This window comes from Neorhizobium lilium (assembly GCF_004053875.1).
GTDB classification, from domain to species: Bacteria; Pseudomonadota; Alphaproteobacteria; order Rhizobiales; family Rhizobiaceae; genus Neorhizobium; species Neorhizobium lilii.
In genome coordinates, this window is record NZ_SBIP01000004.1 from 170,083 (window position 1) to 196,313 (window position 26,231).

General features: G+C 61.9%; 30 protein-coding genes. 16 read left to right on the forward strand and 14 right to left on the reverse strand.

All coding sequences use genetic code 11. The annotated features are described in order from the left end of the window. The first annotated feature begins 157 nt into the window (after positions 1–157). The 6 genes from EPK99_RS17665 (at position 158) to EPK99_RS17690 (ending at position 4,484) form a co-directional block, all read left to right on the forward strand. The gene (locus tag EPK99_RS17665) at positions 158–940 is read left to right on the forward strand and encodes an ABC transporter substrate-binding protein (RefSeq protein ID WP_128444413.1); all 783 of its coding nucleotides are present in this window, start codon (positions 158–160) and stop codon (positions 938–940) included. A gap of 119 nt (positions 941–1,059) precedes the next feature. Then, positions 1,060–1,842 (forward strand): ABC transporter permease, encoded by a 783-nt coding sequence (locus EPK99_RS17670; protein ID WP_128444414.1) that lies wholly within the window; start codon positions 1,060–1,062, stop codon positions 1,840–1,842. Beyond that, positions 1,839–2,669, forward strand: a complete 831-nt coding sequence (locus EPK99_RS17675; RefSeq protein ID WP_128444415.1) for an ABC transporter permease — start codon at positions 1,839–1,841, stop codon at positions 2,667–2,669. Before EPK99_RS17670 ends, EPK99_RS17675 begins: the two co-directional genes overlap by 4 nt. Positions 2,670–2,815: 146 nt before the next feature. Continuing rightward, positions 2,816–3,079, forward strand: a complete 264-nt coding sequence (locus EPK99_RS17680; RefSeq protein WP_128444416.1) for an usg protein — start codon at positions 2,816–2,818, stop codon at positions 3,077–3,079. 114 nt (positions 3,080–3,193) lie between these two features. Further along, positions 3,194–4,003, forward strand: coding sequence for a class I SAM-dependent methyltransferase (locus EPK99_RS17685; RefSeq protein ID WP_128444417.1), 810 nt, complete (start codon positions 3,194–3,196; stop codon positions 4,001–4,003). 70 nt (positions 4,004–4,073) lie between these two features. Further along, positions 4,074–4,484 (forward strand): CopD family protein, encoded by a 411-nt coding sequence (locus tag EPK99_RS17690; RefSeq protein WP_164901811.1) that lies wholly within the window; start codon positions 4,074–4,076, stop codon positions 4,482–4,484. Positions 4,485–4,518: 34 nt separating this feature from the next. Here EPK99_RS17690 and EPK99_RS17695 read toward each other — a convergent pair whose 3' ends face one another. After that, the gene (locus EPK99_RS17695; protein WP_128444419.1) at positions 4,519–6,480 is read right to left on the reverse strand and encodes a cation:proton antiporter domain-containing protein; all 1,962 of its coding nucleotides are present in this window, start codon (positions 6,478–6,480) and stop codon (positions 4,519–4,521) included. A gap of 77 nt (positions 6,481–6,557) precedes the next feature. Here EPK99_RS17695 and EPK99_RS17700 point away from each other — a divergent pair, with 77 nt between their 5' ends. Continuing rightward, entirely contained in the window at positions 6,558–6,830 is a 273-nt protein-coding gene (locus EPK99_RS17700; protein WP_128445001.1) for a helix-turn-helix transcriptional regulator, read from the forward strand. On the opposite strand, the gene EPK99_RS17705 is transcribed toward EPK99_RS17700, so the two are convergent. From EPK99_RS17705 to EPK99_RS17720, 4 genes are read right to left on the reverse strand one after another with little or no spacing between them, the layout of a single operon-like run. Then, positions 6,831–7,655: an ABC transporter ATP-binding protein gene (locus EPK99_RS17705; RefSeq protein ID WP_128444420.1), complete on the reverse strand. Its 825-nt coding sequence runs from the start codon at positions 7,653–7,655 to the stop codon at positions 6,831–6,833. It abuts the gene before it with no gap. A 10-nt stretch (positions 7,656–7,665) separates the two neighbouring features. After that, positions 7,666–8,523, reverse strand: a complete 858-nt coding sequence (gene ssuC, locus EPK99_RS17710; protein WP_128444421.1) for an aliphatic sulfonate ABC transporter permease SsuC — start codon at positions 8,521–8,523, stop codon at positions 7,666–7,668. Between the two features lie 59 nt (positions 8,524–8,582). Continuing rightward, the gene (gene ssuD / locus EPK99_RS17715) at positions 8,583–9,755 is read right to left on the reverse strand and encodes an FMNH2-dependent alkanesulfonate monooxygenase (protein ID WP_128444422.1); all 1,173 of its coding nucleotides are present in this window, start codon (positions 9,753–9,755) and stop codon (positions 8,583–8,585) included. 39 nt (positions 9,756–9,794) lie between these two features. Further along, positions 9,795–10,766: an aliphatic sulfonate ABC transporter substrate-binding protein gene (locus EPK99_RS17720; RefSeq protein WP_128444423.1), complete on the reverse strand. Its 972-nt coding sequence runs from the start codon at positions 10,764–10,766 to the stop codon at positions 9,795–9,797. A 277-nt stretch (positions 10,767–11,043) separates the two neighbouring features. Between EPK99_RS17720 and EPK99_RS17725 the strand changes: the two genes are divergently transcribed. Beyond that, a complete protein-coding gene (locus EPK99_RS17725) occupies positions 11,044–11,916 on the forward strand; it encodes an NAD(P)-dependent oxidoreductase (RefSeq protein ID WP_128444424.1) in 873 nt (290 codons plus the stop codon). 45 nt (positions 11,917–11,961) lie between these two features. Here the strand turns inward: EPK99_RS17725 and EPK99_RS17730 are convergent, their stop codons facing one another. From EPK99_RS17730 to EPK99_RS17740, 3 genes are all read right to left on the reverse strand, one after another. Beyond that, on the reverse strand, positions 11,962–12,450 hold the full coding sequence (locus EPK99_RS17730; protein WP_128444425.1) for an Lrp/AsnC family transcriptional regulator: 489 nt from the start codon (positions 12,448–12,450) through the stop codon (positions 11,962–11,964). 65 nt (positions 12,451–12,515) lie between these two features. Beyond that, a complete protein-coding gene (locus EPK99_RS17735; protein WP_128444426.1) occupies positions 12,516–13,160 on the reverse strand; it encodes a uracil-DNA glycosylase family protein in 645 nt (214 codons plus the stop codon). Then, the gene (locus EPK99_RS17740; protein ID WP_128444427.1) at positions 13,157–13,729 is read right to left on the reverse strand and encodes a thermonuclease family protein; all 573 of its coding nucleotides are present in this window, start codon (positions 13,727–13,729) and stop codon (positions 13,157–13,159) included. Before EPK99_RS17740 ends, EPK99_RS17735 begins: the two co-directional genes overlap by 4 nt. 122 nt (positions 13,730–13,851) lie before the next feature. Between EPK99_RS17740 and EPK99_RS17745 the strand changes: the two genes are divergently transcribed. From EPK99_RS17745 to EPK99_RS26100, 3 genes are read left to right on the forward strand one after another with little or no spacing between them, the layout of a single operon-like run. Then, a complete protein-coding gene (locus tag EPK99_RS17745; RefSeq protein WP_128444428.1) occupies positions 13,852–15,387 on the forward strand; it encodes a sensor histidine kinase in 1,536 nt (511 codons plus the stop codon). A 49-nt stretch (positions 15,388–15,436) separates the two neighbouring features. Continuing rightward, the gene (locus tag EPK99_RS17750) at positions 15,437–15,667 is read left to right on the forward strand and encodes a hypothetical protein (RefSeq protein WP_128444429.1); all 231 of its coding nucleotides are present in this window, start codon (positions 15,437–15,439) and stop codon (positions 15,665–15,667) included. Beyond that, the gene (locus EPK99_RS26100; RefSeq protein ID WP_205909109.1) at positions 15,664–15,939 is read left to right on the forward strand and encodes a type II toxin-antitoxin system RelE/ParE family toxin; all 276 of its coding nucleotides are present in this window, start codon (positions 15,664–15,666) and stop codon (positions 15,937–15,939) included. Before EPK99_RS17750 ends, EPK99_RS26100 begins: the two co-directional genes overlap by 4 nt. A 6-nt stretch (positions 15,940–15,945) precedes the next feature. On the opposite strand, the gene EPK99_RS17760 is transcribed toward EPK99_RS26100, so the two are convergent. Then, the gene (locus EPK99_RS17760; RefSeq protein WP_128444431.1) at positions 15,946–16,338 is read right to left on the reverse strand and encodes a diacylglycerol kinase; all 393 of its coding nucleotides are present in this window, start codon (positions 16,336–16,338) and stop codon (positions 15,946–15,948) included. A gap of 3 nt (positions 16,339–16,341) precedes the next feature. Next, positions 16,342–17,361, reverse strand: a complete 1,020-nt coding sequence (cobT, locus tag EPK99_RS17765) for a nicotinate-nucleotide--dimethylbenzimidazole phosphoribosyltransferase (protein WP_128444432.1) — start codon at positions 17,359–17,361, stop codon at positions 16,342–16,344. A 94-nt stretch (positions 17,362–17,455) separates the two neighbouring features. On the opposite strand from cobT, the gene EPK99_RS17770 reads away from it, so the two are divergent. The 3 genes from EPK99_RS17770 to EPK99_RS17780 all read left to right on the forward strand — a co-directional run bounded on the left by EPK99_RS17770 (position 17,456) and on the right by EPK99_RS17780 (position 19,515). Continuing rightward, positions 17,456–18,235 carry an adenosylcobinamide-GDP ribazoletransferase gene (locus tag EPK99_RS17770; protein WP_245582505.1) on the forward strand — a complete coding sequence of 260 codons (780 nt, stop codon included), beginning with the start codon at positions 17,456–17,458 and terminating at the stop codon, positions 18,233–18,235. A gap of 19 nt (positions 18,236–18,254) precedes the next feature. Continuing rightward, positions 18,255–18,470: a DUF1289 domain-containing protein gene (locus EPK99_RS17775; protein ID WP_128444434.1), complete on the forward strand. Its 216-nt coding sequence runs from the start codon at positions 18,255–18,257 to the stop codon at positions 18,468–18,470. Positions 18,471–18,810: 340 nt separating this feature from the next. Then, positions 18,811–19,515: a retropepsin-like aspartic protease family protein gene (locus EPK99_RS17780; protein ID WP_128444435.1), complete on the forward strand. Its 705-nt coding sequence runs from the start codon at positions 18,811–18,813 to the stop codon at positions 19,513–19,515. Between the two features lie 269 nt (positions 19,516–19,784). Here the strand turns inward: EPK99_RS17780 and EPK99_RS17785 are convergent, their stop codons facing one another. After that, positions 19,785–20,771 (reverse strand): AraC family transcriptional regulator, encoded by a 987-nt coding sequence (locus EPK99_RS17785; RefSeq protein WP_128444436.1) that lies wholly within the window; start codon positions 20,769–20,771, stop codon positions 19,785–19,787. A gap of 102 nt (positions 20,772–20,873) precedes the next feature. On the opposite strand from EPK99_RS17785, the gene EPK99_RS17790 reads away from it, so the two are divergent. Further along, a complete protein-coding gene (locus EPK99_RS17790; protein WP_128444437.1) occupies positions 20,874–22,097 on the forward strand; it encodes an MFS transporter in 1,224 nt (407 codons plus the stop codon). Positions 22,098–22,142: 45 nt separating this feature from the next. On the opposite strand, the gene EPK99_RS17795 is transcribed toward EPK99_RS17790, so the two are convergent. The 3 genes from EPK99_RS17795 to EPK99_RS17805 form a co-directional block, all read right to left on the reverse strand. After that, on the reverse strand, positions 22,143–22,904 hold the full coding sequence (locus tag EPK99_RS17795) for an ABC transporter permease (protein ID WP_128444438.1): 762 nt from the start codon (positions 22,902–22,904) through the stop codon (positions 22,143–22,145). Beyond that, positions 22,901–23,827 carry an ABC transporter ATP-binding protein gene (locus EPK99_RS17800; RefSeq protein ID WP_128444439.1) on the reverse strand — a complete coding sequence of 309 codons (927 nt, stop codon included), beginning with the start codon at positions 23,825–23,827 and terminating at the stop codon, positions 22,901–22,903. The genes EPK99_RS17795 and EPK99_RS17800 overlap by 4 nt, the downstream gene beginning before the upstream one ends. A gap of 384 nt (positions 23,828–24,211) precedes the next feature. Continuing rightward, on the reverse strand, positions 24,212–25,615 hold the full coding sequence (locus tag EPK99_RS17805; RefSeq protein ID WP_128444440.1) for an extensin family protein: 1,404 nt from the start codon (positions 25,613–25,615) through the stop codon (positions 24,212–24,214). A 224-nt stretch (positions 25,616–25,839) separates the two neighbouring features. On the opposite strand from EPK99_RS17805, the gene EPK99_RS17810 reads away from it, so the two are divergent. Continuing rightward, positions 25,840–26,229, forward strand: a complete 390-nt coding sequence (locus EPK99_RS17810; protein ID WP_128444441.1) for an acyl-CoA thioesterase — start codon at positions 25,840–25,842, stop codon at positions 26,227–26,229. Positions 26,230–26,231 lie beyond the last annotated feature (2 nt).

Genomic DNA, 26,231 nt, shown 5'->3' on the forward strand with positions numbered 1-26,231 from the left:
CCTCCCTGCCCCTCCCGCCAATGCGCGAAGCCCGTTGCATTTTGCACGGGCCGGTCTTTATAAGATGAGGCAAGGGCGACCGGAGAATGCGGGCGCCCTCACCCTTGCGTCGAGAAAAACCAAGACGCCGCAAGCAAGGTCAACAGAGAGGATCATCATGAACATCTCCACCCGTTTCTTCGCCGCTGCTTCGATTGCCGCGCTTTCCATGACTGCCGGTTCGGCGATGGCGCAGGACAAGCTGGTTATCGGTACGGAAGGCGCCTACCCGCCCTTCAACAGCCTGGAAGCCAACGGAGACCTGACCGGCTTCGACATCGACATCGCCAAGGCGCTGTGCAACCAGATGAAGGTCACCTGCACCTTCGTCACCAATGACTGGGACGGCATCATCCCGGCGCTGCAGGCCAAGAAGTTCGACGCGATCGTGGCCTCCATGTCGATCACGCCGGAGCGCAAGGAGCAGGTCGCCTTCTCCAAGAAATACTACAACACGCCGCCAGCGATCGCCGTACCGAAGGATTCGCCGATCAAGGACGCCTCGCCGGCTTCGCTGAAGGGCAAGACATTCGGCGCCCAGGGCTCCACGACCCATTCCAACTATGTCGAGAAGCACATGCCCGACTCGGAGCTGAAGCTTTATCCGACTGCCGACGAATACAAGCTCGACGTGTCCAACGGCCGCATCGACGGTGTGGTCGATGACGTCGTCGTTCTGTCGCAGTGGGTGAAGTCGGATGCCGGCAAGTGCTGCAAGATCCTGAGCCCGCTGCCGATCGATCCCGAGATCAATGGCGAAGGCGCCGGCATCGCCGTGCGTAAGAACGAAACGGCGCTTGCCGACAAGTTCACGGCCGCGATCGCCGCCATCCGCGCCGACGGCACCTACAAGAAGATCCAGGACAAGTATTTCGACTTCGACGTCTACGGCGACAAGTAATCGCTCCCGGCACGACACGCTCGGCGGAAGGCTTGCCCTTCCGCCGATTTTCTTTTTAATGGCTTCAAAGACAACAAGGCAGAAGCGGCGCCTTTGAAGCTGCAGGGGAAGACAATCATATGGGCGGAGCCCTTTCCGCACTTCTCGACGGCCTCGATCCGTTTTGCGGACCGGTGGGCCTCTTCCGGCTGTTCGGTGCAAATTCCATTATCGCCTGCGGCGATGCCGGCTGGGGCGACGAGATCGCTTTCGGCGTCAAGGTCACCATCTCGCTGGCGCTGGCAACGGTGCCGGTCGGGCTCGTCCTCGGCTTCCTCATTGCCCTCGCGGCCCAGTCGCAGGACAGGTTGCTGCGTATGGCAGCAGGGATTTACACAACCATCTTTCGCGGCCTGCCGGAGCTCCTCACCCTCTTCATCGTCTATTACGGCGCACAGATTCTGGTGCAGTCGGTATTGTCGTCATTCGGCGTCGAGGAGCGGATCGAAATCAACGCCTTTGTAGCCGGCATGATCGCACTTGCCGTGGTCTTCTCCTCCTATTCGTCGGAAGTGCTGCTGTCGGCCTTTCGTGCCATCCCGCGCGGACAGTACGAGGCGGGTGACGCACTCGGCCTGCGCCGCCACCGCACGATGCGGCTGATCGTCCTGCCGCAACTGATCCGCATCGCCCTGCCCGGCCTCACCAATCTCTGGCTCATCCTTCTCAAGGATACGTCCTACGTTTCCGTGGTCGGCCTTTCCGACATCTTGCGGCAAACGGGGATTGCGGCGCGGGTCAGCAAGGAAGCCTTCTTCTTCTATTTCATCGCCTGCCTGCTCTATCTCATCCTGGCGATGATCTCCTCCTTCGGGCTCGGCTTCGTTGAACGTTGGGCGAAACGTTCGGGGGTCAGCCGATGAGTGCCGTCAGCGAACTCATTCCGCCGCGTGCTCCGCCTCCCTCCGCAAAGGTGCCCGTCACGGCGGCCCGGATTGCCGGTATTGCAGTGCTTATCCTGTGGGGCCTGCTTGGCATCGGGCTGATCATGACGGTGATCAACGGATGGGACCAGACGAAATTCCTGCGCTACGGCCCTCGCTACCTGCATGGGCTATGGGTGACTGTCTCGCTGGTCGGCCTGTCGGTCGTGTTGGGTGCGGCCCTATCGCTGCCGGTCGCCTTTGCGCGCATGTCGCAGAACCGCGTGCTGAACGGAATTGCCTATGGCTATGTCTATGTCTTCCGCAGTACACCGCTGCTCGCCCAGCTGTTCCTCATCTATTACGGGCTCGGCAGCTTCAGGCCGGAACTGGAAACGGTCGGCCTCTGGTGGTTCTTCCGCGAGGCATGGTATTGCGGCCTCCTGTCCTTCGTGCTCAACACCGCCGCCTATCAGGCAGAAATCCTGCGCGGGGCGATCCAGAGCGTACCGCGCGGCCAGCACGAAGGTGCCGCCGCGCTTGGCCTCTCACCAAGCATCGCCTTCCGCAAGATCGTCATGCCGCAGGCGCTGATCGTCGCGCTGCGTCCCTACGGCAACGAAATCGTCCTGATGATGAAGGGTTCGGCGGTCGTGGCGATCGTCACCGTCTTCGACCTGATGGGCGAAACACGCTACGCCTTCTCCCGCACCTTCGACTACCAGGCCTATCTCTGGGCGGCGATGTTCTATCTGGTCATGGTGGAGGGCCTGCGCCAGGTCTGGGCGCGTTTGGAAAAGCGTCTGACGCGTCATCTGCGCCGTTAGCAGCACTCAAGATACGTCGCTGCTAACACATTGAATTTCTTTGGATATCTCCATGTAGCGGGCAATTGTTAATTGCGCATTAAGCATGACATGTTCTCCTTGAGAAGAGCGCACAAAGCGCCGTTTATCAAGAATGGGAACAGCCGATGTCTGACATGGAATTGATGCTGAGGGGCTACGGCCTCACCACTGCGGAAATCTTCTACCGCCTTCCCGACCATCCTGCCCTAATCCAGACCTATGTCTGGCAGAACTACGATCTGGCGCCGGACTTCCCGGAGATGAACGGCTTCCTGAAATTCTGGCGAGAAAAGCTGGACGGGCCGCTGCATTCGGTGCGTTACGTGCATCGCAAGCTGATTTCGGCCAGCGAATGGCGGTCGGTCAAGGGCGAGATCATCGTCCACTGATCGACGCCACAACAACGCTATCCGGCTCTCCCGATTGCCGAATGTGGATCCTGATCCGCTGCATGGACAAACAGCGCATATACGCTTAAATCCCCGGTCAAACGAGGATATGCCATGAAGAAGATCGACGAGGAAGCACTGGCGGAAGCCTATAATCGCGCACTGGCACTGGAGAAGGCTGGCGATCTGGATGCTGCCGCCAAAGCCTATGAGGAAGTGCTGGCAATCGATCCGGAAGATCACGGCGGTGCGGCTGTCCGCCTTGCCTCCATGGGACGCGGCGAAGCGCCGCCCAAGGCTCCGGACGCTTATGTGGAGACACTGTTCGACCAGCATGCGGAGAGTTTCGAAGACATCCTCGTCGAGCAACTCGGATATGCGGTGCCCGTTTTGGTGCGCCAGCGGCTGCAGGCCCTGGAGCTCGGGCCGTTCAAGCGCATGCTCGACCTCGGCTGCGGCACCGGCCTGACCGGCGGCGCATTGCGCGACATGGTGGAGGACGTCACCGGCATCGACATTTCCGAGAACATGGTGGAGATCGCCCACGAGAAGGACCTCTACGACACGATTTACGTCGCCGAGATCGAAGACTTCCTTGAGGACAATGACGACGAGCCATTCGACTTGGTGACCGCCACCGACGTGCTGCCTTATCTCGGCGCGCTCGAGCCCTTGTTCTTCGGAACTGCGGAAAACCTGTCGGCAGGCGGCATATTCGCGTTCTCGTCGGAAACCGTGCCGGCAGGAGACGAGCGCCCCTATACGGTCGGCCCACACCAGCGCTTTCTTCATTCGGAAGCCTATGTCCGGCAACGGCTCGCCGATACCGGGTTCGACGTGGTCGAGATCAGCGATATCAACGTGCGCATGCAGGACGGCCAGCCAAGCCCCGGCCATCTGGTTATTGCGCGTCGCAAAGCATAGCCGGGAGGCTCCGGCCCGGCAGCACAGGCTCATTTCCATTCGCTCAGCATCTCGATCCAGGAACCAGACCATGCTCTATTTCGTCATCAAGGCCCTGCACATCGTCTCCGACTTTCTCCTGATCGGCGGCATGTTGATCAACGCTTTCGTGATCGGCATGGTGCCGCCGACGATCCGGGTGGGCGTGATTACCGCGCTGCGCCGATATGACCGCATCGTCACCACGGCAGCGCTTGCCGGCGCCTGGATCTTCGGCCTTTGGCTGATCTTTGGCTGGGTCGGGTTTTCGCAGGGCTGGCTTCATGCCAAGCTCGTATTCGTGGTCCTGCTTTCCGCCCTCCACGGCATGCAGCAGGCTTCCATGCGCCGGATGGAAGCAGACCCGAAGCTCGATCCGAACGCCTTCGTGCGCGCCGGAATTCCGATCATTCTGGTCTCGACCCTGGTGGTCATCTGTCTGGCCGTGATCAAGCCGTTCTGACCGAAGCAAGCTGCTCCGGTCAGAACGTGCGGGATCAGGTGCGCGATGTTTCCGTCGGCGGCTCGACATCCGAGGGAGCCGCAGGCTCTTCCCTGGGTGCGTCGGACACTGCTACTGGCGCGACGATGTCCTGATCTGTGGCAGCAGGCCGTTCAGCATAGTCGTCATCCGCCTCATCCGTCCGCTCGAAGCGGTAGTGGATCTGGTCGAGGCTCTGCAGCATGCCATAGGCGATTTCGCGCTCGCCCATGATGGTCCGGTCTGCACCCAGCTTGTCCAGATGTTCTATCTCCGCATCGGTATTGGCGCGGCACAGGACCAGCAGCGCCGGGTTCACCTGCCGGGCCTGCATTACCACATTGCCCGCCTCGAAGGCATTCGGGATGGCAACAACCAAGCTCTTCGCGCGGTTGAGATTGGCGAGCTCCAGCACACGCGGCGAGGCCGCATTGCCGACGATGACCTCGATCCCCTGCTTCAGCAATTCCTCAACCCGGTTTTCCGAATCCTCGATCACCAGGAAGGGGATGCCGGAAGATTTCAGGTTGGCGACGACGATGCTGCCGACCCGGCCATAGCCGGCGACCACGGCATGGTCTGTCAGGTGGCTCGTCGCCAATTCTCCTTCGGCACCGGCCGTGGTCAGAACCGGTTCCGCGTCCTTCGCCGTCGTTGTTTCCTGTCCGGGAAGGGCCTTGTCACCCTCGGCACCGGCAATATGGGCTATCTCCGATTCGCCCTCGCCGGCCGGCGCGCGGATGAGGCGGGCTTCCAGACGCGGGGCCAGCTTGTCGCTTAGGTAGAACATGATCGGATTGAGGATGATCGATATGATCGCGCCGGCGAGGATGAGATCGCGTCCTTCTTCCGGCAGAAGCTTCAGGCCCACACCTAGTTCCGCCAGGATGAAGGAGAACTCGCCGATCTGCGCCAGACTGGCGGAGATCGTAAACGCGGTCGGGATCGTCATCCGGAAGAGAAGCACGATGACGAAGGCCGCCAGCGACTTGCCGATGACGATGATGAAGACGGTGGCAAGCAGCGGCAGCGGGTTGGACAGGATAATGTTCGGATCGAACAGCATGCCGACCGACACGAAGAACAGCACGGCAAAAGCATCCCGCAGCGGCAGGCTTTCCTGCGCGGCCCGATGGGAGAGCTCGCTTTCCGACAGGATCATACCGGCGAAGAAGGCGCCGAGCGCCAGCGACACGCCGAACAGCTTGGCTGCACCGAAGGCGACGCCGAGCGCGATCGCTAGTACGCCGAGACGGAAGAGTTCGCGCGAGCCGCTATGGGCGATGCGGTGCAGTATCCACGGGATGACGCGCCGGCCGACGACCAGCATCAGTCCCAGAAAAGCACCGACCTTGAGGAGCGTGATGGCGATGATACCAACTATGCCAAGCTCGATGTCGAGCAGTTGCGCGACCGCGACCGCAAGCGGGTCGGGATGCGCCACCTCTCCGCCGCCCATGCTGGCGATTGCCGGGATCAGCACCAGCGCCAGTACCATGGCCAAGTCTTCTACGATCAGCCAGCCGACGGCGATCTTGCCGCGCACGGTCTCCACCAGCCGTCGCTCTTGCAGCGCCTTGAGAAGCACCACCGTCGAGGCGACGGACAGGGCAAGACCGAACACCATGCCGCCGCCGAGCGACCATCCCATCAGCCATGACAGGCCCCAGCCGAGAAGTGTCGCAAAAGCGATCTGGACGATGGCGCCTGGAACGGCCACACCGCGCACGGACAGAAGATCTTTCAGGGAGAAATGCAGGCCGACCCCGAACATCAGCAGGATCACCCCAATTTCCGCGAGTTCCGGCGCCAGGTTCTGGTCCGCTACGAAGCCCGGCGTATGGGGGCCGACGAGAATGCCCGCAAACAGGTAGCCGACCAGCGGCGGGAGCCGGAAACGATGCGCGATCGCCCCGAAAATGAATGCAAGCACAAGGCCGCCTACAATAGTCGATATCAACGGCGTATCGTGCGGCATCCGCGTCTCCCTCTGGAAATCTCCTGTAGAACCTGCCATATATGGCTTAAGTTGACCAATATGGGTATGTATTTATGATGGGTCAAGACGCGCGGCCGATTTTAACGCCGGCTTTGTGCCGTGCGGCACGAGGGCTTCTCGACTGGACGCAGGCGGATCTCGCGGAGCGTTCCGAAGTCTCCCGCAGCACGATCCGCGATTATGAGGGGAGCCGCCACGATATCCATCGGGCTACGGCGGCGCAGCTGTTGCGTGCGTTTGAAGATCAAGGCGCGGTCCTCGTGCATGTCGAGGGTCACGGCCTGGGTGTCTGCTGGAAAAATCAGGACGACGCCGTAGCGACGGGCTGATCAGGCTTCGCCGAGGATGGAGGCGAGCAGCTGGCCTTCCAGCTCCGCCAGAACCGGATCGCCATGCCGCCTTGGATGCGGCTGCGGCACTGGGAGATCGAGCTTGATGCGCCCCTCCTCCAGCACGATCACCCGGTCGGCCAGATGAACGGCCTCTGCCACGTCGTGGGTCACCAGCACTGCGGTGCAGCCCAACTCCCGCCAGACCCTGTTCAGCAGCTTCTGCATGCTGATCCGGGTCAGCGCATCCAGCGCGCCAAGCGGTTCGTCGAGCGCCAGCAGGCCGGGCCGGCTGACCAGAGCCCGCGCCAGCGCCACCCGCTGTTTCTGACCGCCGGAAAGCTTGGCCGGCCATTCCCGCGCCTTTTCCGCAAGCTGCACCTCGCCCAGTGCTGCTTCCGCAAGCCGGCGGGCTTCCGGCTTCGGTACATCAGGTCCCAGCCCCGCGGCGACATTATCGGCCGCATCGAACCAGGGCAGAAGCCGCGGTTCCTGGAAAACGATGCGGGCATTGCTGGCGGTCTCACGGCCCTCCTCATCCAGGAAGCCGATATGCCCATCGGTCGGCACGTCGAGGCCGGTCAACAGGCGCAGGAGCGTGCTCTTGCCACAGCCGCTCTTGCCGACGATGGCGAGAAACTGACCTGGCTCGAGATCGAGATCAATGCCACGCAGGACACGATTGTCCCCGAACTGCTTTTCCACCTTGTGAAGCTTCAGCGCTACCGCTTTCGGCGGGGATATCCGGAAATCCCTCGGCGGAGGCTCGTCGGCGACGTCCGTAGAGATGAAGGCGAGCGGATGCTGGTATGGACCAATGACCATGGTTCTTGCCCTACTTCTGGTAAACCGGGTTCCAGGCCAGCGCCCGGCGCTCCAAAGCCCGCGCAACGACGTCGGCGAGCTTGCCGAGCGCCGCATAGATCAGCAACGCCAGCACCACGACATCGGTCATCATGAATTCGCGGGCATTGTTGGCCATGTGGCCGATGCCCGACGACGCGGCAATCGATTCCGACACGATTAACGTCAGCCACATGATGCCGAGACCGTAGCGCAGGCCGACGAAAATGGATGGCAAGGCTCCCGGAAAGATGACCTTGCGGAACAGCGACCAGCCGCTCATGCCGTAGATGCGGCCCATTTCGAGCAGGTCGCGATCGACATTCCTGACGCCGTGATAGGTGTTGAGATAGATGGGAAAGAGGACGCCTAGCGAGGTCAGGAAGAGCTTAGCTTCCTCGCCGATCCCGAACCAGAGAATGACGAGCGGAATCAGCGCCAGATGCGGAATGGTGCGCAGCATCTGCAGTGTCGTGTCTGTCAACTGCTCCGAGAGCTTGGACACGCCATTGGCAAGGCCTAGCAGGAAGCCGATCGAGCCGCCGACGATCAGGCCTGCCAAAGCGCGGGCGCCGCTGACGGCGATGTCGTTTGCAAGCGCGCCCGAGGACGCGGCCTCCCAGAAGGCAGCGAGCACAGCCGCAGGAGACGGCATGATCCGGTCCGAGATCCAGCCGATAGACGAGCCTGTCTGCCAGACCAGCACAAGAACCGCCGGCAGCAGATAGGGCAGTAGCACATCCCGAGAGAGTGATGGCAGCCGCAACTGCCGCCGGGAGGAGACAGCCTTGTGCCGCCGGGAGGAGACAGCCTTGCGGCCGGTATCGGCGAAAGTTTCGAAGGTCGTCATGGCTGTCCTCCAGCTCGGGTCAGTCGGGCGGCTTGATGCACTCATCCGGCTTCGGCCGGTCAGGACGCCGAAACGGCCCGCGGCCTTTCATGCCCTCCGCCGGCAAAGACGCGGGCGCCGCCGAACTCGCTGGCGAAGCTGGTGCGCTGCTCTTCGCGGGCGATGCCCAGTTCCGGGAAGAGAAGCTCGGCCACGCGATATGCCTCTTCCAGATGCGGATAGCCCGAGCCGATCACCGTCTCGATGCCGAGCTCCTGATATTCCCGCAGCCGTGCCGCAACCGTCTTGGGCGAGCCCACAAGCGCCGTTCCGGCACCAGAGCGAACCAAGCCGATGCCGGCCCAAAGATTGGGTGCCACTTCCAGCTTATCGCGCCGTCCGCCATGCAGAGCGGCCATGCGCTTCTGTCCGACGGAGTCTGAGTTATTGGCGAAATTGGCCTGTGCCTTTGCAATGGTTTCGTCGTCAAGCTTCGAGATCAGGCGATCGGCCGCTTCCCAGGCTTCCTCGTCGGTTTCGCGCACGATGAAATGCAGGCGGATGCCGAAGCTGACCTCCCTGCCCTTGCGCTCGGCTGCGGCGCGCACAGCCTTGATCTTCTGTTCCACCTGCTCCGGCGGCTCGCCCCAGGTCAGGTATTTGTCGGCCCGTCCAGCGAAGAAATCGATACCGGCATCCGACGATCCGCCGAAATAGAGAGGCGGCCGCGGTTGCTGCACGGTCGGGAAACCGAGCCGGGCATTCTTGGCCTGGATGTGTTTGCCGTCCAGATCGGCGTGGCCTGTCGTGACCAGATCCTCCCATACCTGGAAGAACTCTTCGGCATGGGCATAGCGTTCGTCATGCTCCAGGAAGATTCCGTCGCCGGCAAGTTCGCCCGGGCTGCCGCCGACCACGATATTGAGAAGCAGGCGGCCGTTCGACACTCGGTCGAGGGCGGCGTCCAGCCGCGCATAATAGGCGGGGGACGCCGTGCCGGGGCGGATCGCGACGAGGAATTTCAGCTTTTCGGTAAAGGGTGCGATGGCGGCGGCCGTCACGAAGGATTCCTCGCAGGACACCCCGGTCGGCAACAGGACGCCGGAATAGCCGAGACGATCCACGGCCTGGGCGATCTCGCGCAGATAGCGATGATCCGGCGCGCGGTTCAATTCCGTGCCACCGAGATAGCTGCCATCGCCGGCCGTCGGAATGAACCACAGGAAGTCGATGGGATTGGATGTGCTGGACATGAAGGTAATTCCTTGGCGTAACCTGATGACGGCGGGCGCTCAGCTCTGTTTGGGACGCCAGACGATGTCAGCGATGGTGAGCTTCTTCGGGATGATCTTCAGGTCATAGAATTCGTCGGCCAGCGCCTGCTGGTAGGCGACCGCCTCATCCGGCAAGGTCGATACGGCCCCTAGATCCGCATTGTTGCGGGCCAGCGTCTTGCGCGTGATCTCTTCCGGCACGCCCGTGATCGAGGAGATGTCCTTGGCTGTCTGGCCGAGATTTGCCTGCGCCGCGGTGCCGACCTTCTTCAGTTCGTCGATGATCTCGACGATCACATCGCCATTCTTGGCCGTGAAGTCGCCATTGGCGAGGAAGTAACTCCAGGCCGGCACGATGCCATCGGCGGTGATGAGGACGCGTGTCTGGGGATCGTTCTCGGCAATCGCGGTATAGGGATCCCAGATCGACCAGGCATCGATCGAGCCGTTCTTGAAAGCGGCCGCGGCATCCGGCGGGGCGAGATCGATCTGCGTGACATCCTCGGGCTTGAGGCCGCCCTTGCGCAGGATCTTGACCGCCACGTTATGGGCGCTGGAGCCGCGCTTGAAGGCCAATTTCTTGCCCTTGAGATCAGCGATCTCCTTGATGGGCGAATCCTTGTGGACTAGGATGGCGGAACCCGCAGAACTGCCGCGATAGGTGCCGACATAGAGCAGGTTGCCGCGCGCGGCCTGGGCAAACAGCGGCGGAACATCGCCGGTCGGGCCGAAGTCGAGAGCGCCTGCGCCAAGCGCTTCGAGAAGCGGCGGACCGGAGGTGAATTCAGACCAGCTGACCTTGATGCCGCGATCGGCAAAACGTTTCTCCAGCGAGCCCTGGCTCTTCGCGAGCGCCAGCACGCCATTCTTCTGCCAGCCGATACGCAACTCACCCGATGCCGCCCTGGCCTTGCCCGTGCCCGTGCCCGGCAGAAACGCAGCGGTCGCAGCTGCCCCGATCAACCCCAGTGTCTGTCTGCGCGTCGCCATGTCCGTCACCCTCTCCTAAGGTCGCGGCACCAGCTAGAATTCCAGCCGATCACCGCATGACGGAATGCTTCCATAGTCTACGGGGCGAGTCGATATTGCCCTGTTTCAATCTCGGCAGCATCGGGAGCAAATTCATTCGCTGAACTCGATATTGGAAACATATTCCTCTGAGCACGTTCAAACTGCCCGCCAAGAGCAACCGATTTTCGATTTCGGCGCCTTTCGCAAATGTCTGCTTTGTTCTACTTCTTTGCTCATCTGAATTCTGGAGGTCGGCATGGCGAAAGTGGCATTCATCGGTCTGGGCGTAATGGGGTTTCCGATGGCGGGACATCTGAAGCTGAAGGGCGGCCACGACGTCACCGTCTATAACCGCACCTCCGCCAAGGCGTCGGACTGGGTCGAGAAGTTCGGCGGCCAGAAGGCGGACACGCCGGCCGAGGCTGCAAAGGATGCGGAATTCGTCTTCACCTGCGTCGGCAATGACGAGGATCTTCGCTCAGTGACATTGAGCGAGACGGGCGTGCTGGCAGGCATGAAGCCCGGCGCTATCGTGATCGACAACACGACCGCGAGTGCCGAAGTCGCCCGCGAACTGGAGGCGGCTGCCAGGCAGAAGAACATCGGATTCGTGGATGCACCCGTGTCGGGTGGCCAGGCCGGTGCCGAAAACGGCGTGCTGACCGTCATGTGCGGCGGCGACGAGGCGACCTTCGACAAGGCCAGGCCGGTGATCGAAGCCTATGCGCGCATGGTCGGTCTGATGGGGCCGGCAGGCTCGGGTCAGCTGACCAAGATGATGAACCAGATCTGCATCGCCGGCGTCGTTCAGGGACTGGCGGAAGCCATCCATTTCGGCAAGCAGGCCGGGCTCGATATCGAGAAGGTCATCGAAGTCATCTCCAAGGGCGCTGCCGGTTCATGGCAGATGGAGAACCGCTACAAGACGATGAATGCCGGCAAGTACGATTTCGGATTCGCGGTCGATTGGATGCGTAAGGATCTCGACATCGTGCTGACGGAAGCCCGCCGCAATGGTGCGGCGCTTCCGGTGACGGCACTGGTGGATCAGTTCTACGGCGACGTTCAGCAGATGGGCGGCAAGCGCTGGGACACATCCTCGCTGCTGGCCCGCCTCGACAGGAAGTAGGCCGGGTGAGAGGCAGGAGCCGGGCGCTCCTGCCTCTCTTGGAGATCAGTCCTCGCCGGACTTCTGGTTGTCGATCATCATGTAGTCGAGCGGCAACTGCGTCGTGTACTTGATCTGCTCCATGGCAAAGACCGAGGAGACGTCGCGGATCTCGATCTTGGCGATCAGCCGCTTGTAGAACGCGTCATAGGCGCCGATATCGGGCACCACAACCCGCAGCAGGTAATCGACATCGCCGCTCATGCGGTAGAATTCCACCACTTCGGGAAACTCCACCACCACTTCCGAAAAGCGCTTCAGCCATTCGATCGAGTGGCTGGCCGTGCGGATCGAGACGAAGACGGTGACCTTGGTGTTGACCTTGCCCGGATCGAGAAGTGCGACCCGGCGGCGGATCACGCCATCCTCTTCCATCTTCTGGATGCGCCGCCAGCATGGCGTGGTCGACAGGCCGACTTTTTTCGCGAGATCCGCGACGGCGAGGGTGGAGTCCTCCTGGAGAATACGCAGAATCTTGCGGTCAAGCCGGTCCATTATGAGCCCTTTCGAAATGATTTTTCGTTATACACTGATTTGGCGGTCATAAAGCGAAATCTGTTTCAACGGATATATCTATCCACATCCTGTCGCAGAACAGGCAGAAGCTCTGCCTCGAACCACGGATTTTTCTTCAACCAGCCGGAATTTCGCCAGCTCGGATGCGGAAGCGGCAGGATGCGCGGTCCCTGATTCGCAAAATAGTATTCCCGCCAGTTGGCCACCGTTTCCGTCATACTTTTCCTCGCTCGCGCACCGAGATGCCAGCCTTGAGCATATTGACCGACCGCCAGGACCAGCTCGATCTGCGGCATGACGTTCATTACGACTTCCCGCCAGTGCGGCGCACATTCCCGCCGCGGCGGCAGATCGCTGCCGTTTTCGTCATATCCCGGGAAGCAGAACCCCATCGGCACGATGGCAAAGCGATCCGGGTCGTAGAAGGTGTCGCGGCCGACGCCCAGCCAGTCGCGCAGCCGGTTTCCGGACGCGTCGTCGAAGGGCAGTCCACTCTCATGGACCCGCAGCCCCGGCGCCTGGCCGGCAATCAGGATCCGCGCCGTTTCCGAGATCACCACGACGGGCCGCGGCTCGTGGGGCAGCGGACCCTGCCCCGCCAAGTAAGGCCCGTCGCGACAGATGCGGCAGGTGGCGATCGCCGCCCGCAGCGCGTCCACACCGGAAACCGTAACACTCGCGCTGTTCATATCGCGGTCCTGCCCAGCTTTTCCTTCAGCCAATCCCAAAATCCCTCAAGCGGATCCGCTTCTTTCGTTCTTGCGTGTTCGTCACGCCACTGGCGCGGCCGCTCGAACTCGCCAGCCCACAACCCTTGCCTGGCCTGCTGGGCCTCGGCCTCTTCATGTTCATAACCACCGGACGCCACCGCCAGTCCCTCTCGCACCATCCGGCCGTTGATGCTGTCTGCCCCGCGCCGACACTCGACCAGCAGCCGGTGGTAGCGGTCGCGCGCCCTGCCCCGGCATTCGACGTCGCCGGCTTCAACAAGCCGGATCAGCCCCATCCTTGCAGCAGAACCGCAGCGCCAGTCCCGGCCTTCGGCATCCTTGCAGATCTGGTGAAGCTCAGGCGCGTCGATGCCGAGCAGGCGCAACCTCTCCCCGCCAGCGCTCAGCGTGTCGCCGTCAATCACATGGAAGGGACCTCTCATGTCGGTCTCCTTCCCAGTGTCGAGCCTCGCTGCAATCAGCAGCAGCACTCCGAGCAGGGCCGTGGCTAGCAGGAGGTCGCGGAGGATCGGCATTGTTCGGGTCACAATCCCGCCCCAGTTGAAAACGGAAACTTCACAAGAATGGAAAACAAAACCTTTCCCGGCAGGATCTTCTTAAGGTTTGGAAACTAGTCTCACAAGCTTCACAGGTTATCAGTTTGCAAGCCATGAGTAGCGGCGTCAGTACCTCGACCGACAAGAACATAGTTGATCGATCGCGCGGCCATCGCAACAAGGCTGTGTCGAAGGCGGTCCGCGCCACCCGTGAACGTCTGCAGTCCAGCGCCAATGGCAGCCATGTCTTCGACCGCGACATGCTGGGCATGCACATCAACACCATTCTTCAAGGCGCGGCCATCATGCCGCTCATGGTTGCGCTGGTCACGGTCGTCGGCATTTACGTCAACCCGGATGCGCATCTGTTCGGCTGGGCGCTCATCATGCTCTGCCTGCACGCCGTCAACGTGTTCCTGGCGCGGCGGGCATCACGACAGGATATTTCTGCTGCCGGCATCGGCAAATGGCGGTGGCGGTTTCTTGCCGCGCAGGTTCTGACCGGCTGCGGCTGGGCGCTGTTTGCGCTCCAGAACTGCCCTACCTGCACCGGCGACAGTTTCTACTTCTACAAGGGCGCTGTTCTGCTGTTTGGCGTCTCGATCACGGCCATGGGCAGCTTCATGCTGCGGCAGGGCCTGCTATTCGGCTTCCTGCCGACGATCGGTGCGCTGCTCCTAACGGCAATCCTCTCCCGGCACGTCCTCGATATCGGCCTCACCGCCATGTCGGCCACCGCGCTTGTTTTCTTTCACTATATCGCCGACCGGCTTTATCGCACCAATCTGACGCTGATGTCCTACCAGTCGGAAAAGGACGATCTCATCGCCGAGCTCGAGGTCGCAAAATCCATGTCGGACGAGGCACGCCGGAGGGCGGAAGAGGCGAACCTCGCCAAATCACGCTTCCTCGCCTCGATGTCGCATGAGTTGAGGACGCCGCTCAACGCGATCCTCGGCTTTTCCGAAGTGATGAGTTCGGAGGTTCTGGGTCCCCTCGCCAACCCCACCTACCGCGAATATTCCGGCGATATCCATCGCTCCGGGCAGCACCTCCTCAACCTCATCAACGAGATCCTCGATCTCTCCCGCATCGAGGCTGGCCGCTACGACCTCAGCGAGGAATCGCTATCGCTTCTGGAAGTGGCGGAAGATTGCATCGGCATGGTGCAGCTTCGAGCGCGCGGCAAGAACATCACCATCCAGTCGCAGTTCGAAACACAGTTGCCGCCCGTCTGGGCGGATGAGAAATCCATGCGCCAGGTGATGCTCAACCTGCTGTCGAACGCGGTGAAGTTCACCCCGCAGGGCGGCGAGATCACCGTCAAGGTCGGATGGACGGCGGGCGGCGGCCAGTATGTCGCGATCAAGGACGATGGTCCCGGCATTCCCGAAGACGAAATCCCTGTCGTCCTCTCCGCCTTCGGTCAGGGCTCGATTGCCATCAAGAGCGCGGAACAGGGCACGGGCCTCGGCCTGCCCATCGTTCAGGCCATTCTCGCCAAGCATGACGGACAGTTCATCCTGCGCTCGAAACTGCGCGAGGGCACGGAAGCCATTGCCATCCTCCCCTCCACGCGTGTGCTGCAAAGCGTTCCGGCGGTGGCCGAGGCTACCGCTATCGAACGACGCCGCCGCAGCTTTGCCTGAGGCCGACGAGGGCCTTTTCTGCGCCTGGTTTTCAGGGCATAATGTGGCCATGACAAAGCTCCTCGACATTGCTATCGAAGCCGCCAAGGACCTTCCTGCCGAAATGCAGGACGAGATCGCGGGGATTCTGCTGAGGTTCATGGGCGAGGGTGAGGGTGAGATCTATCAGCTCACGCCGGAAGAAGAGGCCGATCTCGATGAGGCGCTTGCTGAAGCCGAGCGCGGTGAATTTGCCACGGATGAAGAAGTCCGCGCCATGTGGGCAAAGTACGGCCTGTGAAGCTGAGATATACGCCACGAGCCCTTCGCGAAGTGAAGCGTGCAATCTCCTATATCGGTGAGCGTTCTCCTGAAGGTGCACGTAGTGTAGCGGAGCGACTTAACGGCATACTGATATTTTTGCAGGAACATCCCTTTGCCGGCACCAGCAACAGTTACAAAGGCACAAGGCACTTCTTCATGAAACCGTATCCCTACGTCGTACATTATCAGGTCGTCGGGGCCGAGGTCGTTATTCTGCGATTTCGTCACACATCGAGAAAAGTTATTTGAGGTAGCTCAGCCCCAAACTGTCCGCGCCACCACGTAAATGGCAAACATCCCGTTGGCGCCGAGCAGGCAGAAAACCGCGAATGAACCGAGATCCTTGGCATAGCGGCCGACGGTTGAGATTTCCGGCGAGATGCGGTCGACCAGTTCCTCGATCGCCGTATTGAGCGCCTCTACAGCAAACAGCACAAGCATGAGAACCAGGAAGACGAGGTAATCGGCAGTCTGCGCGCCGATGGCGGTAAACAGGATAATCCCGGCGATGAAGGCGATCACCTCATGCCGAAACGCCTCCTCCCGCCACAGCCGTATCGACCCTTGAGCGGAATAACGCGCCGCGGCGACAATCCGACGGATGCCGCTCGCCTTCTGGAGATTATTGTCGAGCGGCGCCTTGTCCATCGACTAATGGCTCTTGTTGCTGACGCCGGCCTGTTCGAAGGTCGCCATGCCGGAATGGCAGGCGGCCGCCGCCTTGACGATGCCGGCAGCGAGTGCCGCACCGGTTCCCTCTCCAAGCCGCATGCCGAGCGCCAGAAGCGGCGTCTTCCCAAGCATTTCGATGGCTCTCATATGTCCTGGCTCACCCGACACATGCCCGATCAGGCAGTGATCGAGCGCCGTCGGATTGGCGGCCTTGAGAATGGAGGCAGCCGCCGTCACCACATAGCCGTCGAGCAACACAGGGATCTTCTCCATCCGCGCCGCCAGGATGGCGCCGCAAATCGCGGCGATCTCGCGGCCGCCGAGACGGCGCAGGATCTCCAGCGGATCATGCAGATGGTCGCGGTGGAATTCCACCGCCTGCTTCACCACCGCCACCTTGCGCGCCAGAAGTTCGCCATGCGAGCCGGTGCCGGGACCGACCCAGTCCTCGGCCTCGCCGCCGTAGAGCGCAAGGTTGATGGCGGCTGCGATTGTGGTGTTGCCGATCCCCATTTCGCCGATGCAGAGCAGGTCCGTGCCGCCGGCAATCGCTTCCATGCCGAACGCCATGGTGGCGGCGCAGTCGCGCTCGGAAAGGGCTGCGTCCGTTGCGATGTCGCCGGTCGGATAATCCAGTGCGAGATCGAAAATCTTGAGGCCAAGATCATGAGTCACGCAGATCTGGTTGATGGCGGCACCGCCGGCCGCAAAGTTCTCGACCATCTGCTGCGTTACGGACGATGGAAACGGGGTGATGCCGTGACGCGTGACGCCGTGATTGCCGGCAAAGATGGCAACCAGCGGCCGGGTGACGGCGGGCGGGCGCCCGGACCAGGCGGCAAGCCAGAAGGCGATCTCCTCCAGGCGTCCCAAGGCGCCGGGCGGTTTGGTCAACTGCGCATCGCGCTCGCGCGCCGCCACCAGGGCACGGCTGTCGGGACCCGGAAGGTTTTGCAGCAGGCTACGGAAATCGTCAAAAGGCAGGCCGCTCACGCTCATGCAGTTTCTCTCGATCTTGAAGCCGGCGCTTGTGTTTCCCGGCAAATCGCGCTTGTCTGCGCCATCTCATAGTCGGGGACGACGGGAGGGACAACTGCCAAACGCGACCCAATTCATCGCCGACCTCGCCCGTTCGGTTGGCTTCCTCAGCCGTTTGCCCGTGCCGGACCGGTTTTTCAGCGGCCACGACGGAACGGTTTCGCGCGCCGTGCAGGCGTTTCCGGTCGCCGGGCTGGTGATCGCGGTCGTCCCGGCGCTCGTGCTTTTCCTGCTATCGCGCTCTCATGATCCGCTGCTGCCTGCAATCGTCGCACTCGGCCTGCAGAGCCTGCTTACCGGGGCACTGCATGAAGACGGGCTGGCGGATGCCGCCGACGGGCTTGGCGGAGGGCGCGACCGGGAGCACTCTCTTTCCATCATGAAGGATAGCCGCGTCGGCTCCTACGGGGTGATCGTGCTGATCCTGTCCTTCGGCCTTCGGGCATCGGCGCTGTCAGCGCTTGCCCAATATGATCCGGCGCTTGCATCTCTCGCTCTGCTCGCCGCTGCCGCTATCAGCCGCGCGTTCATGGTGGCCCATTGGCGGTCACTGCCGCCGGTTCGCGAAGGCGGCGTTGCGGCCAATGCCGGCCAACCGGAGGAGAAAGCCCGAAACATCGCGCTCGGCATCGGGGTTGCTTCGGCGCTTCTGCTTCTCATCCCCGTTGCGGGTCTGCCGCGAGGCGCATTGTCGCTCGTCTTTGCCGGCCTCGTTGCCTTCGGCTTCACCCGCTATGTCGGCGAAAGGCTCGGCGGCCATACCGGCGATACGATCGGCGCGACCCAGCAACTCAGCGAGATCGCCATGCTCATCGCCCTTGCACTGCTCCTGTGACACCACGATATTCATCCCTATGATCTCGCCCTGCATCCTCGTCTGCTCCATCGATACAAAGACCGGCTACTGCTTCGGATGCGGCCGCACCGGCGGCGAAATCGCGGGCTGGCTCGACTATTCCGATGAGGAAAGACGGGCGGTGATGGCAGCCCTGCCGGCGCGCATGGAAACGGTGGAGCGCAAACCGCGACGGGAAACGCGCCGACGGCAGATGGCCAGGGAGCGCGGCTAGGGCCAATCGACAATCAGGGTTTGGAGCGTGGTATGAGGGGAAATCATTCATTTCGAGGAGCGAAGCCGAAGGTGGATCCTATATCCATCGAGGGTTCGCGACGTGGAAATGGGCGATTTTCACCATATCCCTGCGGGACGCGGCGGATTTTACCTCTGGGCCTTCGGGCGTTTGGCTGGCAAAAGGTCCACTGGACCTTTTGTCGGGCAAGCCCGATAAACCAGACCTCACCGTCGGAAAGGCCTTGTGGAGGAGAGGCTCCACTGCAGCCTTCCCTCCTGTTCAGAAACAAAATCCGCTCGCGCCACGCCCGAAACCTGATTGCCGATTGGTCCTACACATGAAGGCGCTCACGCTCGTCTTCCTGTGCCTCGGCGCCGGCCTGGCTCTGTTGATCTTCAACCATGATAGCGGCCGCACGCTCGGCCTAGACAATGACGATTTCGGCCGGCTGGTCTACCTCGTGCCGATCGCAGCGCTGTTGTCGGCCGGCATACTTCAGGGCGGCCGGGGAGCTTTGGGTCAGGTCGTGCGGCAGTTGGCGATCTGGCTGGTGATCGTGCTTGGCCTTGTCGCAGCCTATCTCTATCGCGACGACGCCCGCAGCTTCGGCGCACGCATGACCGCGGGGCTCTTTCCGGGCACCGCCGTCGTCGTGACGACCAGCGACGGCAGCAATGAAGTGATCATCCACAAGGCGCACAGCGGCCACTTCCAGACCAATGTCACCGTACAGGGCACCGTGCTGCCGATGCTGGTGGATACGGGCGCAAGCAGCGTCGTTCTCTCCTATGAAGACGCCCGCGCCATCGGCATCGACCCGAAAATGCTCAACTATACGATCAGCGTGATGACGGCGAACGGCGCGGCCATGGCAGCTCCGGTTCGGCTCGACGAGATATCGATCGGCCCGATCATCCGCCGGGACGTGCGCGCCATGGTGACCGAAGAGGGAAAGCTCGACGAGAGCCTGCTCGGCATGACCTTCCTGTCGACGCTGGACTATCTGCAGATGCGCACCGACGAGCTCAGGCTGCGGGACTGATCTCGGTTAGGGTGAGGACTCAATCATGTTGTTGAAATGGCGCAGTGGACGGCAATGATATGCGAGAAGAAGCGCGCACGCATGGGTTCCAGACCCATTCAAGCGCTTCGACAAAGCAGATCGCAGCCGTTCGCGCGTCCTTCGGATGTGGGCGCTCCGGCGATCTACGTCGTTGAAAAGCCTCGCCGATGCGTCAAGCATCGCCTGCGTTTTTCGCCTCGTATCTCATCCGGATCGCCTCACACCATTTCAACAAGATGATTAAGTCCTCACCCTAGGGTTTCCATGTGCCGCGGTTCACCTGCCCCGACCCTTTTCCTGAACTCGCTCGGAGGCGCGCCGATGACCCGCTTGAAGGCGCGGCTGAACGAGGCTTCCGCATCATAGCCCAGCCGCTCGGCGACGGAAGCGACACGCATGCCGTCCTTCAGCCATAGCCGCGCCTGGTGCATGCGCACCTTCGCCACATAGCGTGCCGGAGTTTCGCCGACGACGCGCGCGAAACGTTCCGCAAAGCCGGATCGCGATGCGCCCATCAACCTTGCCAGTTCGCCCACCGTCCAGTCCCGGTCGGGCTCCAGATGGACGGCTGCCAGAACGCGCCCGACATCGGGGCTGCGCACGGCGGCGATCCAGCCTGCGGTCTGTCCGCAGCCATGCTCCACCCAGGCGCGGATCATGGTCGCCATCAGCACATCCGCCAGCCGCGCCAGTATGCCGCCCGCGCCCACGCGGTCCATGTCCACTTCGCGGCCCATGGCCTCCAGCAGATGCGGGATGGCAGGCTCGTTGCGGGCGAGATCGCTGGTCAGCATGGTCTCCGGCATGAGTTGCAAGAGCGGATGCAGCTTGTCGATATTAAAGCGCATGGACGCCGTGAACGCCAGCGTGCCGCCACGAACCTGCGCGCACTGAACATCGAACACGCCCTGGCACACTTCCGTGCGGCCGTATTGTTCAAAGGGTATCGGATCGGCATCCGGGGCGCTGGCGAACACATGCGAATCGCCGCGCGGCAGAAGTGCCGCATCGCCGGCATTCAACTGCAGCCATTCGCCCGACGGCGTTTTCAACCAGGCGGAACCGGAGGATATGAAGTGAAATCGCGCCGCTTCCTGCGCGGGAAAGAAGGTCGCCCAAGGGTCGGCCAAGCGGCAACGGCCATAATCCACGCCGTCCAGGCGAAGACCGCGGAGCATTTCGGTGAGCGGATCACCAAAACTATCGGAAGAGATTTTGGACGAATGATCAAGCATATCGGATTTCCTAGCATGGAAAAGACAGGCTGTCATCCATAGAACCAGAGTACGCCCTCCCAAGGCAAAACACTGCTCCATCTTCGAATACAGGACATGACAATGACAAACCGATCTTTCGATGACGCCAGCGATGGCGACCCTGCGGCAAATGCCGGTTCGCAAGCCCGGGCCCGCTGGGATGCCATCGTCTCGCTGACGCTTGGCGTATTCGGACTGGTCACAGCCGAATTCCTGCCGGCGAGCCTGCTGACACCGATTTCCGCCGACCTCGGCATCAGCTCCGGCACGGCCGGGCAGACCGTGACTGTGACGGCTGTGGTTGCCGCCATTGCCGGACCTGCGATCGTCATCGGCACGCGCAGCCTCAACCGGCGGTGGACGCTTTACGGCCTGACCGCCCTGCTCATCGTCGCCAGCGCGCTTGCGGCACTCGCCAATGGCCTTCCGCTCCTGCTTCTGTCGCGCGTGCTGCTCGGCATCGGGCTTGGCGGCTTCTGGGCCATGGCGGGCGCACTCGCCATGCGGCTCGTGCCGATGGAGCAACTGCCCCGCGCCATGGCGATGATCTTCACCGGCGTCTCGGTGGCGACGGTCATGGCGGCGCCGCTCGGCGCCTATATCGGCGCCACCTTCGGCTGGCGCGCCGCCTTCGTGCTTTCGGGCACGGTCGGGGTCGTGGCGCTCATCGCGCAGGCGTTCACCGTACCGTCGCTGCCGCCGGCCGGTCATGCGGGCCTCGGCACCATGCTGGCCGTCCTGCAGCGGCCGAAGATCCGCATCGCCCTCTTCGCCACGCTGCTGACCGTCGCCGGTCATTTTGCCGGCTTCACCTATATCCGGCCTTATCTTGAAGGCATTCCGCATCTGGGCATCGATATGGTCTCGCTGGTCCTGCTCGCCTATGGCGTCGGCGGCTTCTTCGGCAATATCGTCGGCGGTATCATCACCAGCCGCAGTGCCACGCTCGGCACCGTGTTCGCCTCCGGCGGGATCGCGGCTGCCGCCGTCATTCTCGCCTTGCTCGGAACATCCGAAATGGCATCCGCCGTTGCGGTTACGCTATGGGGCTTCGCCTTCGGCGCCTTCCCGGTCAGCATCCAGAGCTACGTCACCCGTGCCGCACCCGATGAGGCGGAAAGCGCCGGTGCGTTGTTGCTCACCACGTTCCAGATCGCGATCTCGAGCGGTGCGGTGCTGGGCGGCGTGCTAATCGACCTGCAGGGGCCGATGGGCGTGGTGTCCTTCCTCGGCGTCGCGGCCGCTCTCGGCGCCTCGGTCATGGTCGCCCGCGGCGGCAGGCAGATGCAGCTCAGCCAGGGCTGAACCGGTTTTGCCCCTACCGGTTGCGCATTAGAGCGCTTCAGGGCTCTAGCTGCGCAGCCGGTAGCCGGTCTTGAACATCCAGCCGAGCACCGAAAGGCATAGCAGCAGGAAGAAGCCGATCATGGCCAGGCTGATCCCCGGGTTGACGTCGGCGATCTCGTAGAAGCTCCAACGGAAACCGCTGACGAGATAAAGCACCGGATTGAAGTGGCTGACCGTCTGCCAGAAGGGCGGCAGCATATTGATCGAGTAGAAGCTTCCACCCAGGAAGGTCAGCGGCGGCACGATGAGCATGGGCACGACGTTCAGCTGCTCGAAATTGCGCGCCCAGACGCCGATGATGAAGCCGAACAGGCTGAAGGTGACCGCCGTCAGCACCAGGAAGACGACCATCATGAATGGGTGCGCGATCCTGATGTCCACGAAGAAGGACGCAGTCGCCAGAATGATCAGCCCGATGATCAGACCCTTGCTCGCCGCCGCTCCCACATAGCCCAGCAGGATTTCCGTCATCGCCACGGGTGCCGACAGGATCTCGTAGATTGTGCCGGTGAATTTCGGGAAATAGATGCCGATCGAGCCATTGCCGATGCACTGGGTCAGAAGCGTCAGCATGATCAGGCCTGGCGTGATGAACGCGCCGTAGGACACACCCTCCACCGTCTGAATGCGCGAGCCGATCGCCGTGCCGAAGACGATGAAATAGAGCGAGGTGGTGATGACCGGCGAGATGACGCTCTGCAGGAGCGTGCGGCGCATACGCGCCATCTCGAAGGTGTAGATCGATTTTACGGCTTCGAAGTTCATGCCTTTTCTCCCACCAGCGCCACGAATATGTCCTCGAGCGTGCTTTGCCGTGTCGACAGGTCCTTGAAGTGAATGTTCTCCTGGGCAAGCCTGTTCAGCAGCGACGGCACCGTCCCTTGCGCTTCGTCGCCGTGATATTCATGCAGCAGCGCCGAGCCGTCCTCCGATAGCGCAAGATTGTAGCCAGCCAGGCTTTCCGGCAGGCTCGTCATCGGTTCAGCAAGTTCGAGCCGCAGCTGCTTGCGTCCGAGCTTCTTCATTAGCGTCTTCTTGTCTTCCAGAAGCAGAAGCTCGCCGCCATTGATGACGCCGACGCGGTCGGCGATCTCTTCCGCCTCCTCGATATAATGCGTGGTCAGAATGATGGTGACGCCGCTTTCCCGCAGCTTCTCCACCACCTGCCACATCTCGCGGCGCAGATTGACGTCGACGCCAGCGGTCGGTTCATCGAGAAACAAAACGCGTGGCTCATGCGACAGGGCCTTGGCGATCAGCACGCGCCGCTTCATGCCGCCGGAAAGCTCGCGGATCATATTGTCCTTCTTGCTCCACAGCGACAGCTCCTTGAGCACCCGCTCGATCAGCGCCGGGTCCGGCTTGTAGCCATAGACCCCGCGCGAGAAGCTGACCGTATTCCAGACCGTCTCGAACTGGTCGGTGGTCAGTTCCTGCGGCACCAACCCAATCAGTGCTCTCGTCCTGCGGAAATCCTTCACTACGTCATGGCCATCGACCAGAACCTTGCCGCCGCTCGGATTGACGATGCCGCAGATGATGGAGATCAGCGTGGTCTTGCCGGCGCCGTTCGGACCGAGCAGGGCCAGGATCTCGCCCTCCTTGATGTCGAGATCGACGCCCTTCAGCGCCTCGAAGCCATTGCCATAGGTCTTCGTGAGACCTTGAACCGAAATGATGGGTGTCATGATAATCTTCTTCTGTAGGACCGATTTGCGCAAGCCGCGCCAGATATAGGCGAGACTATTCCCCGAGCCATCCCCCGATGGAAGAATATTGCGTTCCGATTTCCGGCCCAATCCGCAGCCGGTCCGAATTCATGTCGGCCTGTCATGTTCCCGTGACCTTGATCGGCCATAAATTGCAGCAGGCAAGCACCGGTTCTGCCTCGCGCCGCTGACCTCCTCACAGGAACCGGGATCGTTTATTGTTTGATCTAGCTGTTTCAGCTTGCCGACTATGTTTGGTCGTTACTTCGACACAAAACCTTTAGGAGCAGGTCCGCATTGGACCTTTCTCCACCCATGCCGGCCTCTGGCCGGCATTTTTTATTGGGCAGTGGTGCTTGTTCGTCAGTCGCAGTAGCGGCGGCTGCCCTTGCGGGAGCGCAGGTCGAAATGGAAGTGATTCCAGTGCTCGGCATTGCTGCCTGGTCCCAGCACGGTGCTGAAATACTTGCAGCTGTCGGTGCGAACCGATTTCAGCAGCCCGCCTTCGCGGAAGGAGAAGAGCCCCTTCTTGCGCACATCGATCTCATGGCCGTTCTTCAGAACAATCGCGCCGATGTCGATCGCGTTGCCTTTGGCGTGCTCCGAGATGGGGTTATACCGCTGACGGCTGTTGTTCATGCGACGGCAGGAATAGCCGCCCAAGGGCACGATCGTCTGGACGCCGGTCAGGTAGCGGTAGCGGGCGGACGGCGCAAGCTCTCCCTTCACCCATCTGGCGAAGGCAAGCGTCGTCTGGCAGTTCAGCGTCACCGCCGGCTTCACGTCGATATTGCCGGAGAGGCCCGAGAGCTTGACCGGGTAATCAATGCCGCAGCTCGGGCCGCTGGAGATGCGCGGACGCTCCTGGAACTCGACTCCCAGGCGCCGCAGCTCGGCGCGGCAGCTCGCTTCCGATTGCGGCATGACGCTTGGCATGAACGACTGGTTGGGTTCGCTTATCGGGCCATCGTCGCTCATGGGATTGTTCGGCCGCAGCATGGCCACCTGCTGGGTACCGGCGACTGGCGCTCTGCCTGCCGGAGCCATGGCGACGCCATTGTTCCAGACCGAGCTGCCGCTCGACATGTCGCCCTGAAGGCCGGCCGGCTGACGCTTGGGCGGCACGATGATGCGGTCGTCCGAAACGGGCTGGCGGCGGGGATTGATGGCGCGAGGATTGTCCGTGCCAATCCCATCTACGACCGGCTGGCTGCCGACGCCTTCGGCCATGTTGTCGGCTTCCTCCTCGGCCAGTCCCGTCACGTCGCTTTCGTCCGGGGAGAAGCCGAGCTCCCCGTCTATATTCACACCCTGCTCGGGAATGCTCGTCAGGCGGCTGGACGGCGATGCGGGCGCGGCGCGGCGCGGCGTCTGACGCATCGCCTCGTCGCTATCGATCATGGGCAAGCGGCCAGCAGGCGCTGCCGCCATACTTCGCGGGGCTTGAGGAGCGACGGGCACGCTCTGATCGGGAGCCCGCAGATAGTTCCCGGTGTCACCCGTATAGGCGTCGCCGACACCCGCCGACGGCTGGGGATAGCCATAGCCTGACGCATCCCCTTGGCTCATGGGCGCCTGGCTCGTGGGCGCCTGCCCATCCTGGTATGCGGGCTGAGGCGGCAAGCCGCGGCTTGGCCGGATCGCGCCGACACGCGTGCCGCTGTCGATCGATGCCGGCGGCACAAGGTCTGCAGAAGAACAGGCCGCCAGCATTGTCGTGATCATCAGCAAAGCCACGGCCCGCCGAGAAGAAAGAGCATACGCCATACCAGTTGCCAGTCTTCTGATGCCGAAATGACACAAGCGTCTATTTTGGCGCAGACTGGTAAACGAAGCCTTGAGCGATCTGGGCGGTTTCATGGTCTTTTCGCGCAGGAATTGCGCAACCTCTTGTCGCAAATGTCTATCTTTCGCAAAAGAACGAGGTGGGATTTTCCAAAGTCCGCCTTTAGGTTACCGATGGAGGGCAACATCCAGGAACAGGAAGACTGATGACCGATACCGCCAAACCCACTGGGGAACTGACCCTTCGCACACTTGCCATGCCGACCGACGCCAATCCGGCAGGCGATATCTTTGGCGGCTGGGTGATGTCGCAAATGGATTTGGCAAGCGGCATTCGCGCGGGCGAACGTGCCCATGGCCGGGTGGTGACGGCGGCCGTCAAGGAGATGGCCTTCGAACTGCCGGTGAAGATCGGCGACACGCTCAACGTCTATACCGAGATCACCCGGGTCGGCCGCACGTCCATCACCCTTCAGGTGGAAGCCTGGGCCCATCGCGGTCGCCACCGCATTCTGGAAAAGGTCACGGCCGGCATCTTCATCATGGTGGCTCTGGACGAAGACGGCAAGCCAACCCCGCTGCCGGTGGAAGGCTGACC